Below are 13,691 nucleotides of genomic sequence, written 5' to 3'. Positions count from 1 at the left end.
TTCTTGTTTAGAAGTTTACTCAGATACATATAAATCAGGCTTAGTCCTTGGGGATTTATAAGGGATCGTGAGAATAAATGTATTCATATTCTCTTCGTTTCGTTGCAAGTAAAGCGAACCTCCGTGCAGCTCGGCCAACGACCTCGCCAAAGTAAGCCCTATACCTGTTCCTTTCTTCCCCGCCGTTTCTTTGATACGGAAAAAAGGTTCAAATATCTTTTCTTTCATCTCCATGGCAATAAGCGCACCATCATTTGATACTTCCAACGTTATGTTATCGGTATCTGTTACAGGTTCTATTAACCTTATATTTACAGTCGTGGAAGCATATTTCACGGCATTGCTAATCAGGTTAGTGAAAATTTTATACAACGCTTCCCCATCAGCCAGAGAAACAACTGCTATGTGTGGCAATTTCACTTCATATAAAAGTTTCCTTTTCTTTGCAACAAAATTGAATGTATCAAATGCTTCTTCCAGCAGCAGGTTTATATTCACTCTCTCAAAGCTGAGTCTGAATCCCTTTACTTCTGTTTGTCTGAAGTCAAGAATCTGGCTAACGAGATTAATAAGCCGGTCGGTATTCCGCTCCATCATAGCCAGATCTTCTTCTATTTCCGGCGTATCATGCGCAATTTCCCGCAGGTTATCAACGGGGCCTTTGATCAGGGTAAGAGGTGTTTTTATTTCATGGGCAATATTAGTGAAGAATTCCATTTTCGCATCGATGATCTCCTTTTCCTTTTTTGCATGTTGTATATGACGGTAACTACGCAACAGGTAATATGTCAGCCCCGCAAAAATCAGAAAGTATAACAGGTAGGCCCATATAGTGCTCCATATGGGAGGAAGTATCCTGATACCGAGTTCCTTTTCCGCTACCCTTTGAAAATCAGGACCAGCAGCTTTGACCCTGAACGTGTACTTCCCTGGTTTCAGATCAGTGAAATAAACTTTCTGGTTGGATTTAAGCCTGTTCCAGTCATTATCAATACCATCCATCCTGTAACTATACAGGATTCTTTCCGGTGATGCAAAACTTGCGGCTGCAAAGTCGATGCTAAAAGTGGACTTATTATACGGCAATACAATTTCATCTGTAAAGAGTATAGATTTATGCAGGATACCATTCGGGCTGATTTCCACCTCATTATTTTTCACCTGAAACCCGGTAATATATATTCGCGGAACAAACCGGCTTTGTGGAGATAGCGAAGGTTTAAATGCTATCATTCCCCTTATGCTGCCAAAATATAGATTGCCTTCCCGGTCTTTGTATCCTGAATTATAGTTAAACTGGTCACTCAACAATCCGTCTGCTTTCTTATAAATAGCGATCACCCCATCCTTAACGGACATGTTTACCAGCCCTTTTGTTGTGGTAATCCACAAAGTTCTATAATTGTCTTCCAGTACTTTAAAACAGGTATTACCCGGCAGGCCATCTGCAGTTGTATATCTTCTGAAGTTTTTTCCGTCATGATCAAATCGCCAAATCCCGTTTCCCTCAGTGGCCACCCATATATAATCGTAGCTATCCTGATAAATGGCTGAAACTAACATACTCATAATACCACTATCCAGCTTATTCTCATAACGCGTTCCCGTATTAGATAAGGGATTAAAAAAATACAGCCCGTTATTGGTACCCACCCATATAATGCCCATTTTATCTTCCATCAGACTGGTTATGGCAACCTCTGGCCAATCAGTGGCCACTTTCATAAAATTGTCTTCCGAAGGATTGTACTTATATAAGGCAACCTGGTTACCAATATAAATATCACCGCTTCTTGTTTGCAGGAAAGTCAGGATAAAACCGCTCTTCAGGTCTCCTTTACCGGTACCGGCATTATAATGCCTTTTTACCTTTCCGGTGCGTATATCCATGATGTCCAGTCCATAAAGGTGTGTTCCTATCCATAAGTCGTTTTTTACGACCAATAAGCCATGAATGTTTGAATGAGCAATACTGCCTGGACTGCTTCCAGGCATAAAATGTTTAACCTCCCTGGTCTTGGGATTGAGCCTGGTGATGCCTGCGTCTTCTGTTGCTATCCATAAATTTCCCGTGCTATCCTGGCAAATTTCACGCACAGCATTACCACCAATGGAATGCGCTGAATTATCGGGGAAAAATTTCTCGAACGTAGGGTATCTGTTGGGTAAATAATTAATGCCACCAAAGTATGTTCCCACCCAGATGCCTCCTTCCCTGTCTTTGCAGATCGTATATATAGCATTATCAGAAATCGAATAAGGGTCCAGGTATCTTCTCCGGATACTATGAAATTCCCCGGTTTGATTATTAAGCACCAAAATCCCCCCCTCCGTTCCAAACCAGATTTCCTGTTCGTTTACCTGCAAAATATCGAGTACAAAAATGGTGCTTCCATCGGAATGATGGTCGAGTATATCGGTATAGGTTAAAGTCGCGGTACTGAATTTTTTGATACCCTGCGCGAGTGTACCAATATAGATGAAACCATTTTGATCAGCAGCAATTTTCAGGACGGATTTAAATTCTGTAGGAGATGAATGACTAAACAGGTTGTATTTTTCAATCTTACCGGTGTTATTATTGAACCGGCATAAATAACCGCTACGTGTTCCGATCCATACAGTACCATCTGCTGATTGGCAAAAGCAGATCGGATCAAAATATGCTTCATTACTAAGTCTCCTTATCTTATTACTCCCTATCTCATAAATATATGCTATGTTATTGGATATAATCCAGAGCTGATTATACCTGTCGACCATCAACATGAAACTTTTGAGTGTATCAATAACAGGAACCAGGCGTTCTTTTTGCTTATCAAACCGATAGATTCCCTTCTGTGTGCCAACCCACAAAACGCCGCTACTATCAAGCGCCAACGCAGTAATATAACTTATGGACAGTCTATTGGGGTTTTCGCTTTCAATAGCCCATGTTTTAAATTGATGTCCATCAAATCTGTTGAGACCATCCCTGGTACCAAACCACATAAAACCTTCCTTGTCCTGCACACTACACGAAACTGTATTATGTGAAAGACCGTTCTCCACTTCATAATGCCTGAAATAATAAGATTGGGCATATAATCCCTGCCCAGCCAACAATAACAATATGCAAAAATAAAACTTCACTTCGCCGGATTTACAAACTTGCAAAATCAATACACACTCAGAATTCTGCACAACAGAAAATAATACGTTTTAGAAAAAAAATCATGTTTATACTTATAAAACAAGCCTGATTACTAATATAAGTTTTCTTTTTGTCACAAATCCGTTCATTATTTGTCATTTTTACCGCTTGCTTTTATTCCCCTCCCTTCATCAGCTTATTAATATTCTCCGTAACCATCTTTGTTGTTTTATTGATCTGTATGGTATCATTACCAGCCAGTTTTGTTATCATATCCATTAAGGCGCCCGGAGAAGCACTGATCTGCGCAAGATTCTCTTTAACAATATTCGGCGTAATACGGTATTGCTCGGCAATACTATTAATTCCGCCCACGATAGGTTCTTCTGTTATCAGTTTATTAAAGAGACTGGCGGTGATCCAGTTGGTAGCCATATCCGGACTTTTCACAGGAGGAGGAGGCGCCGCAGCTTTTATTATTTGCTCTTCCATAGCAGGCATCGGAGGTGGAACAGGATCACCTATTCCCTTTGTAACAGCAAGCGGCTCGTATGTTGTCCACACACAATCAAACATCATTTTAGATAGCGATTGTTCTACAATGCTACCCGGCGCTATTAAGTGCGGCTGTTTAAAAGATTGCTCCATATAAGCCTTCATACCCGCCAGGAGCATGCAGGGATAGGCCAGCGGACTATCAGGAATGACCTGTTTCTTATGAATAGCAGCCAATAAATTAAGCGCCAGTATATCAGGGGCGTTGGTATCATTCAAAATTCTATGCTGGATATTATCAACAATGATATCAAAAAGTACATCATTATCTTTACGGTCACTCAGCAGGTAAGCATAGCAGACAATGATGCCTAACATGGGATTCTCCCATTTTACATCTGCTACCCTGTCAATTAAATTCTGCGGAACATAGTAAATACCATTATGCATTTTCTGAACCATGGCATCCAGTTCGAGGTTATCCCGCTCCAGCACCTGGTATCCATTCCATGGGCGTGAAAGCAGTATCCTTGTACTCTTAAAGACCGGTGTCAGGTTGAAAGTGATAAACACCTGGGTTTGCCATTGCTCAAAAACATACAGCGGCATTTCTCTTTTCAGGGGACCATTGTACACCAGGAAATAAACTCCTTTGCTCAACGGCGCATTAAATGCCAGCCAGCCAACTTCATGGTCTTCCTCGATGAAGTGATCATCAAACGTGTATATTTCTTTTCTCGTGCTATCCAGCAATGAAAAATATTCCCCCATCGAAGTAGCCGCTTCAACCTGTTTATCTTTTACTTCTTTATTCGGATAGCGTAAAAAAACAAACAGCGAAGAATTCCGTACCTCCTCCGTAATACCAACTGTAGATTTTTTACTCCACATCTCAGCTGTATAAGAATAGTATTCATGCGAAGACAGCAGCTGCTGGTCAGGTATAGATGAATAGGTACCGGCAGCCAGCCAGCTATCCGTTATATCTTTATCAACACGATAGGTGCGTTGTATAATCTGTTCATTAAACTCAATATTGAGTTTGTAAAGTCCCTTCGGGATATTTACTGTTATCTTCCCATATGCCTCAGCTACCAGGTCATCAAATCCATTAAATAATTTCAATTTAACGAATTGTGATAGAGGGCCATCCGCTTCAAAAGAGAAGACATAATTGGAAATATTGTCAGAACTCATAATTAAAAGGATTTTGTGTTCCATCAATCCTGATCGTTTTCATATCAGCGTCATTATGCTCATACCGCATGCAGTAGTTCCCTCTTTTAAGTTTGAAAGCCTGCGGACCAGCATCCGTACTTCCGGTCCAGAGTATATTTAAATTAGGGTCTTCCAATACAACCATTTGTGCAGGCCGGGAAAAGCTAATGGTAACATCAATATCTGTTAACGTCAATTTTCCTGTAATCGGTTTATCAGGTACCCTGGAATTATTAATGAAGCGGGGAACCTGTTTCTTTTGTTGTTGTTTTGCCAGTTCGGGCAGATAGCTCTGCAGATACTCCATCAGGCTCATGATGGTTACCTGTCCATTCCTGGCGGCAGCGCCTTTCAGGCCACTTATAAGCGCAACGGTAAACAGGCCCCTGACGAGGTTATTATCCAGCACACCGTCTTTGCTGGTGACCATCTCTGCTTCATAAGCTGCATTGTCAAATTCAGTAGAATAACAAACGAGGCTATCACAATAGGCGGTACCCTGCGCCGGCTTTACGTTTCCAAATAATGGTTTGGCGCCGGTTGTTCCGGGAATCCTGTTTCTGCAACAATCCAGGAAAAAAAACACTTCTTCAAAAAAGCCACATTCTATCAGGGTATTCAGATAACTGGTAGAAGAAAGCGCGTAGTTTCTCATGATATCCGACCAGGGTGGAAGTGCCAGTGCCGTTTCATCCCAGGTGATGCCCAAGCCATGTCCTGAAAAATAAAAATAAAGTCTTCTACCCGTACCGGTAGCATCCCGCAGTGCTTTTAATATCTCTCCAAAACGTCTGTCAATATCATCCTGCAACGGTATCAAAGGCGTTTCCTTCGATACTAAAAACTTGCAATTTTCTTCGGGGATATTTCCGCCTTCTTCAGACAAAAGCCAGTCTCTGAAAGCCGCTGCATCCGTATCAGGGCCTTTCAAAGGTTTCAATCCTTCGTAATGACTTACACCAACTACCACAGCAAAATCCTTGTCATTTTTTGCCATATAGCTATTGTTTTATGAGATACATTAAACTATCGAGGGTTGCTTCCTTATCATTATCAAAATCGCCGTGATGCAACGCGGTAGAACGGAATCCGTCGGTGGAGTCATCGCCGGTAACGGAATAAGAGATTCTTCCATCTCCTTTTATAAAGTTCATGATTGACTGCAGCACTGGTTCCTTATCATAAGGTTTACCACCTGTAATATGTCTTTGTAATCCCAGGATAAAAGCATCGTTCTGCCGCTCTTCGAGAATACCGGAGATTAAATATAATAATGAACGCGGATAGAGTACCGGAACGAGATGATCTTTTATTTCATACACATCAGACATGGTGAAGCACCTGAAATTTTTAAATCTCGCAGGGCCTTTTAATATTGTTTCAGCAAACAACTCACACCTGCAAGCCGGCGCCATGAAAAGGATATTCCTGAATGCAAGGTCAATGTTTCTTTCATTAACAGCTTTTATTAATTCGCAGATGGCAATAGAACCAGCTGAATGTCCTACAAGATCAATGATAAGATCGGGATGATCCTTTTTATATTCAACGATTTTTTTCAACAGGTAGGTGCCGGCATGCCAATCCAAAGGATCTCCTGAAAAATCATCTTCATTCCACATATCCCTGGCCTTATCACGCATTCTTCCCCAGGCCCAGGTACCGATATCGGCTACATAAAACTCCCTTAATATTTCTTCAATGATTGTAGGATAAAAACCATGATTTCTTTTTGTGACATGTCTTCTTATAACGGCAATCGTAATTTTTGTGGCAGATATTATCAGCCTGGCAGGCAATATAATCCCTTTCTTACCGGTCGCATCTTCAATGGCAGGATGCTCTCCTTTCATGAGCCTTTCTTCTTCCGGTGGCTTGGGTTGCAAGGCCAGGTTCTGAAACGCCACATCACTGTAAACCTCTTCTTCTACTTCCGCTTCTACTTCAGATGCGATGGCCAGTTTAATGACCTCTTCATCCTGCATATTTTCAACAGCCACCAGGTTGACAGACTTCTTTCCCGGATCAACCTTGTAATCTTTGAAAGGTTCCTCTTTGGATAGTTCCGCATTTATTTCTTCTTCCGTCAGATTTCCAACACCTTTGGAAGCACCTATGAAATCAGCCACCTCAATACCCAGCATTTTACCGGCAATTTTTACTACTTTAATCAACAACTTTTTGAAAAAAGGAGAGTCGCCAATTACATCAAAATTCTGGCGTACCGTTTCCAGCAGCCCGGTTTCCCATACAAAACAAACCGGGTGCGAAGTGGTATTGTCCTTCACATATTTTGTGATCCGCTGTGCGGTATCCATACCACTATCTTCTCCGACCAGGCCCCCATGAAAATAAAGGACGAGCTTTTTCTGATCCTGCGCTTCCAGGTATTTAAAGATGTCATCGATATGCTCATAAGTGGAATCGTAGGCAGCTTCTCCTGAAGGCTGGAAAGTACCATGCTCTCCAACATTGATGTAATACAGTTTATCGAGTTGAATGATCGGGGGCATATACAAAGATTTATTGCCTGATTAAATATGCAGTTATAAAGAATGATGCGTTAATCTAATTTTTTTTGAAGCTGATATTTTTTATTGGAATTAAACAGGTTGAAGAATGGGATATCCACGCTTAAAAACATATTCCAGCGCCAGCTGGGATTATTGATAACAGTACCCTTTGTGTCAATCTTCCCTAACCCCGGACCATACTGACCACCAATGCCGATTGACAAGGGTATGTTGCCCAAAAATCCATATACCAGGTATACACCAGGAGAAATTATTTGCCCCAGTTTTATCTGGTAATCCTTCTTAATAATACTGCTGTCCTGGCCATTGACGCCAACGGTAGAATCTTTTTTCAGCTGGTAATCCACGATAGCACCGATATCAAATAAAGGCAGGAATAAACTTACAGATCCGTATTTAGAGAACCCATGACTGACAGCAATACCCACTGGTGCAGAGATGCCGAACTTATTGGTCCAGGAGGTATTTAAAGTAGAAGATTCACTACCTACACGCATATACGCACCTAAATAAGACTGCACAGAAATATTAAATTGCGTATTCTTTTTGATAGAAGAACTACCAACAGGTAAGATTACATTTTCCAGCACGGCCTGTACCTCTTCCGGTTTCTTTGCGTCTACAATATTGGCCATAAATAAACCGTACCGGGTTGTTTTAACAATGAAGTCATTCAGCCTGCGGAGTTGGCCGGAAGAAGTGATTAAGGCAATGCTCTTGTTGAGCAGCACCGTGTCAACTTTTGATAATGACCGCCCGCTACGGAATACTGCATTTATTTTAGCGGTATCGAGTGTTGTAATACTGTATCTTCTTTTAATACTATCCGCCAGGTTTTCCTTGTTACTGTTGATTAACTCCACAACGCCGCCCAGGATGTCCATTGCATTGGAAACCGCCTGCGTATATTCTTCTTTGTAGATGTGCCGGTACAGATCATTTGATTTATAAGCGATGTTGGCATAGTCACTGATAACACGTTTATCACTGGTAACAAATACATCTGAAATAGAGAATCCGTATTCAATAATATCCAGCGAAGCATTTATATAACTGTAATAATCGTCTTTGGTCAGTTCGATTTTATTTTTATTTTTCTGTTTTAATGTATCTATTATTTTATCCGCTTTTTCTGCCAGTGTAATAAATTCGGTCACCTTATTTTCAAACAGGAAAACATTATCTTTCTGCTGATCCATAATACTGGTAAAGGAATGGGTTATTTTATCATCCTGCCAATGTATATTTTCTTTCTTTGCCAATTGATAGATAAGCCCTAAATATATTCTGAACGCCACTTTATCCTTTACAAGCTCCTGCATGTTTTTAAAGCTGATCCAGGCTTTGGCGCTGTCTTTTTTTCTATCCGGATCTTTTGATAAGCTGGAAGAATCTCTTAAACTGTTGGAAAAAATAGCTGCCAGTTTTATCGTGCTTCCGAAGTTTTGAAATTTATAATTTGTGAGCGAGTCGGTCCATTCATCAAAGGCGGCGTATTGCGTTAAAACATCGGCGGGATGCATATCACCGGATTCAATACCATGTATCAGCCTTACTGATCTGATGGCCATACGCATTTCCGGAAAGTTTTTCAGCAGTTCATTGTAACGTGGCAATTCCAATACATCGTCCAGATGAAAAGTGATGTTCTTTAAATCTTCAAAGAAACCGGTTCTTAAAGCCGGCAGCATTTCAGGATATTTATACGCCAGCAGGTTGCTCAGGTTACCGGTGGTTTTCGGAAACAGTACGCGGAATTCCTGCCTGTCTTCCACAAACTTTTTAAACCGGTTAAAGAAAGTAACCGTTAATTCCTTCTTTGCCCTGTCTATCATCAGCATGGCTATTCCATTGGCAATGTTGGTAACATCTATGCCACCAATAGAGGAAAGAAAGGAAGGCGCACCGGAGGAAACAACATTTCCGTGAGGTTTTGTCCCCGCCCAGTGCATGAAAGGGTTATCTTCAAACCCGTTCATTAATAAATGCTTGTCGGAAGTATCGCTATCCGGTACATAATATTTCAGGATTTTGAATACGGCATTATTCTGTGTCAATAAAATTCTTCCCGAAGAATCAAAATCATAGGTGTGTGTTCCTATGCTATCCTCCCGTTTCAGCTTTATGGCGTCGTAATAGCTTATCTGACCACAGGCAATGGTATAAATAAACTGACCTATGAATAACAGCAGTAAATGCTTCATGATTTGGGAGTTATTATATTGAGTATGTCAAATTTATCCTTATCAAACCAGGACATGGATATACCAGCAACCTGTTGTCTGACTTCGTTCAAATTCATATCCCTGGTAATCTTGCCCGCAGATAACAGCAATGCTATTGCGGATGAAACAATTGCGCAGGAGTAACTATCTCCGTTATCGTTTCCGAATCCATTATTTTCAAGTGAAAATGAGGCATAGTTAAAGTCAGGAAGAATGAAGTCCAGCCTGTTATTCAGGCTGGTATTACTGATCAGGGCTGCATATTCTTTGGAGATACACCCTACGGAAATAACATCGGGAAGACTGGCCGGGAAAATGATGGTTTGATCCTGTAATGCTTTATTTGAACCGGCAGCAGCAACAATAATTTTATTCCTGAGTCCATTAAATAAATCAGCGTATTTAATACCTAAATCATAACTTATATTAACAATCATTAATTCTTCCGTGCTTTTCAAATATTCAAATGCCTGCAAAACCAGAAAATCCGGTCCGGCGCCATTTTGATCTTTAATAGGTAATTCTATGATCTCTACATTACTGGCAATACCAATAATATTTGAATAACCCGCTATAATGCCGGCAATAAAACTTCCATGATCATCAGCAGGATGGTCCACATTCATGGGTCTGCGTACCGGATTCCTGAATGCTATATTTTTACTGACCGGCGAATCCAGGATGACTACTTTTACACCTTTACCCTGGGTTGATTTTATATTTTCATCCAGGTTTAAAAGATAATTATAATCGAGTGTGCCGGTTAATTTTCCATTGCTATAATGGTCATTGATGTATTGCTGTGCATTTGGTAGCTGAACCTTTGCAATTAAGTCAGCAGCACTCCCACTAACGCCACCTGCCCAGTACCGCTGCTTTTCACCCTTATCATTTATTTTGAAATACCAGTCATCAATACCTTTCCAGCTCTCCCCCTTTTCAATACCATCCATGATGATATCCTTCCCACTCGGATAGATGGGTGCTAAATAATCGAAGCTTCTTCCCGGCCCTTTACGGATGTATATAGGGCGAACTATTTTTACAGCTATCATTATCCATCAATTTCATCGTTGCTTCCGGATGTATTTTTTGGGGTACTGCTTCCACTGCCGTTAGCCGGTTTTACTGCGGTACGCAGCTTCACAAATTTGTTCAGGAGATCAAACCAGAAAGGGGCGCCCAGACCTATAGCCCAGGCCGTGAGCATAAAGCCAAATACTTTGCGCCAACTCCATATACGATACCATACATAAGATCTTTTCAGGGATGAATCAAAATCATCGTTGTCGTATAGTAATGCAAATTTCCTTTGGGCGATGATGCTTTCTTTATTGGTTAACAGGCTATCTCTGTAGGCTGTTCTAACCACAGGTGTTGCGGCCAGGGGTTTGTTAGCAGCCGTATCAGCAACAGCCACACTCTTTACGATGACCGTATCTTTCAACAACCTGCTAAAATAAGCATTGGCAGAATCCTGGAAGACAGCGGAGGTATAAGCGATATATTGTTTGGTTGGCTTTCCCCAGTGGAGACTGTCTTTGAGACGGTGCTTCCTGAAAATGGAATCGCTACTGCCGAAATCACCCCAGCCTAATCCGATGATGGTGTTTATTTTGGAGATAGATACTTTTACAGAATCAAATACTTCTTTTGTTATCAATGAATCGCCGGCGGAATATTTTTGATTGCCGGCGGTTGCCTGTCCCAGTTTCACCATTTGCTCCCGCGCCGGTTTATTATCTGATAAATAGGTGGCTATTTCCGCAGAATCAATATTTAGTGTGATCGCCAGCGCCAGCCCTATTATCAGCAGTTGAAACTGCATCGTCCGTTTGTACCAGCCGCTTACCCTGTCCATGGTATCATTGTACCATTTCTCCATACGGTGTTTAAAAACATCCAGGTCCCCTGCCGCCTCGTTGAGATGGTAAATGAGTATAGCACGGGTTTCATGATCAATAACGTTGTTGTTGTTATTATCAACTATTGATTTGATCAGGGGAAAAGTAGCGAGACTTCCCTCATTCCCTTTCTCCAGGTTTTTAATGGTTTCAATAAGTATGGTGGAAAAATTTTCTGCGGTCAGATAAGAAGGCTTTTTAAAGAACAGGTTTTCGCCGTAATTTTTTATGGTAGGATGATCATAAAACTTATCATAGAAAGAAGATTTCTCATTTTCACTGACTAAAGATTTAAACCATCCACCTATCTCTATCCATAACTTATAAAACAGGTAGTTAATAAAATTCATTACAGTGCCCCTGTCTTTCGGGGTATTGGTGAGCATACTGCGGATACCTTTGTACAACGTACTGGCCCTCGTTTGGAGCATGGTAGATACAGACTCCTGTATGGCAGTTGCCAGCAAACTATACACCAAGTAAATGAGCACGAGCCCAATTACGACATCAAGAATGCTATTATTGAACATTTCATTATTTGGTTGATATATCTGGGGAAACTATAACGTAAAAAAAAGTCTGATTTTTGGGATATTTACTAACAATTAAATATACGCAATCCATTTATAATCCGGAAGAAATTTAATCCATTCCAGCCATTAATATATTAACAATCATCACAAATATTTTGCATTTATATATTTTAATGATTTGATTATTAAGAAGGATCTATTTGTTGATAACGATATATACAGGACTTTCTCCAATAGTGAGGGTAATACCCGAAACACCTGCTTTCTTCCACTGTTGTTGGGGTATATCGCCGGCAGCGGTAGCCATTGCGTTAACACTTACCGGAATGCCCGGTAAGCTATCCAGTGTGGCGGATATTTGATGGGGCTGGTAACCCTCCTGTTCCTGTGTTTTTGCACCTGTTGGCGACCAGGCCACCCACACCAGCTTTTTTGGATCGCTGCCATGCTCAAATTCATACACATACAGTTCTCCTTTATCCCTTTTTACGATGCGCTTAAAGCGGTAATCCCCCAATGTCTGGTACAGTTGTTTCACCGCCCAGAAAGACATTTTGGGTTTGAAATTGCGCGTTAACCCGGAAGCTGCATGAAAGGCGGCTTCATCTTCATCATTATAATAGTAGAGATAAGCGCGTTGTACATCACGCGCAGCAAAAACGAGGAAAGAGCGCACCAGGTATTGCGCCTGCATAGAATCGCTGGCGCCCTGCCAGTTGAGTTTCAGCATCCAGTCCTTCCGGTGCTTCATGGCTTCGGGCGTACAGGCATCATAGCCAAATTCTGTTACCCATACCTCTTTATCCTTTGCATTCCGGTTGCGCCACTCAATAGCCTCATCAATTACTTTCAGATAGTTGAGCGAGGCATCTTCAGGGAAGCTCCGGTTCCAGGTATTTTCAGAAGTCAATGATTTATCCAGTGTGGCGTAAGTATGTACATTAATCACATCATACAGCGGCAGGATATCCTTATCGTTGTAGATATCATTCAGGTCCTGAGAGTAGCCGTCGGCCTTGCGGGCATTCACAGCAGGTGTGAGGATCTTTGCACGTGGGTCACCAGCGCGGATACCCTGGGCCATTTTTTTAAAAAGGGTTTTAAACAGCGCAAGATCAAACCTGTTGCCCGGTTCATTGCCAATCTCAAAAGAGGTACATAACCGTTCCTCACCCGATGGTCCGTAATAAGCCGCCATGGCTTTACCATAATCATAGCACCATTGCTCGTGGCCCGCCCAGAATTGTTTGTAGTTGGGGCGGCCGGCGCCGAAAGAACTAAACTGGATACAGATATCCGTTTCAAAACCTTCTTTTTTCCAGGAACCATAAACATCCCGTTTCCAGTTTACCTGGTTGGCTGCTATCGGAATGGTGAGCGGATCACCGGGCGCCTTCACGTCCCAGTCAATATTATGGTAGCTGCGGGCAAGCCGGCAGGTTTGTGCGTATAACCGTGGCCGGAAAGTAAAATGCCCGTTAATGCCCATGAAATCTTTAAACAGGGGCCTGCCGATAACAGGAGCTGTTTCGGCAGATGAAGGTTCTGATGCGGAAGATGAACAATGCATCCCCGATCCGGCAAGACAAATAACAACAGCGGCGAGCAAGAAATGTTTCACAACAGAAAATTTAATACTTTAAAAAAAT

The 13,691-nt window shown here is 41.5% G+C and carries 8 protein-coding genes; all 8 read right to left on the bottom strand.

The window, feature by feature from the left end; translation table 11 throughout:
- Window positions 1-15 precede the first annotated feature (15 nt).
- The gene (locus ABQ275_RS02330; protein WP_349316659.1) at window positions 16-3,132 is read right to left on the bottom strand and encodes a two-component regulator propeller domain-containing protein; all 3,117 of its coding nucleotides are present in this window, start codon (window positions 3,130-3,132) and stop codon (window positions 16-18) included.
- Window positions 3,133-3,307: 175 nt separating this feature from the next.
- Entirely contained in the window at window positions 3,308-4,825 is a 1,518-nt protein-coding gene (locus tag ABQ275_RS02325; RefSeq protein WP_349316658.1) for a hypothetical protein, read from the bottom strand.
- Window positions 4,815-5,843, bottom strand: a complete 1,029-nt coding sequence (locus ABQ275_RS02320; protein WP_349316657.1) for a caspase family protein — start codon at window positions 5,841-5,843, stop codon at window positions 4,815-4,817. Before ABQ275_RS02320 ends, ABQ275_RS02325 begins: the two co-directional genes overlap by 11 nt.
- Before the next feature lie 4 nt (window positions 5,844-5,847).
- Window positions 5,848-7,359: a hypothetical protein gene (locus ABQ275_RS02315; RefSeq protein WP_349316656.1), complete on the bottom strand. Its 1,512-nt coding sequence runs from the start codon at window positions 7,357-7,359 to the stop codon at window positions 5,848-5,850.
- A 50-nt stretch (window positions 7,360-7,409) separates the two neighbouring features.
- Window positions 7,410-9,584: a hypothetical protein gene (locus ABQ275_RS02310; RefSeq protein WP_349316655.1), complete on the bottom strand. Its 2,175-nt coding sequence runs from the start codon at window positions 9,582-9,584 to the stop codon at window positions 7,410-7,412.
- Window positions 9,581-10,660: a S8/S53 family peptidase gene (locus ABQ275_RS02305; RefSeq protein ID WP_349316654.1), complete on the bottom strand. Its 1,080-nt coding sequence runs from the start codon at window positions 10,658-10,660 to the stop codon at window positions 9,581-9,583. Before ABQ275_RS02305 ends, ABQ275_RS02310 begins: the two co-directional genes overlap by 4 nt.
- Window positions 10,660-12,000, bottom strand: a complete 1,341-nt coding sequence (locus ABQ275_RS02300) for a hypothetical protein (RefSeq protein ID WP_349316653.1) — start codon at window positions 11,998-12,000, stop codon at window positions 10,660-10,662. Before ABQ275_RS02300 ends, ABQ275_RS02305 begins: the two co-directional genes overlap by 1 nt.
- Window positions 12,001-12,238: 238 nt before the next feature.
- The gene (locus ABQ275_RS02295) at window positions 12,239-13,663 is read right to left on the bottom strand and encodes a cellulase family glycosylhydrolase (RefSeq protein WP_349316652.1); all 1,425 of its coding nucleotides are present in this window, start codon (window positions 13,661-13,663) and stop codon (window positions 12,239-12,241) included.
- Window positions 13,664-13,691 lie beyond the last annotated feature (28 nt).

The sequence above is a fragment of the Chitinophaga sp. MM2321 genome (assembly GCF_964033635.1).
Lineage (GTDB): Bacteria > Bacteroidota > Bacteroidia > Chitinophagales > Chitinophagaceae > Chitinophaga.
The sequence above is the reverse complement of the archived record's forward strand: the minus strand, read 5'-3'. Positions and strand labels throughout refer to the sequence as shown.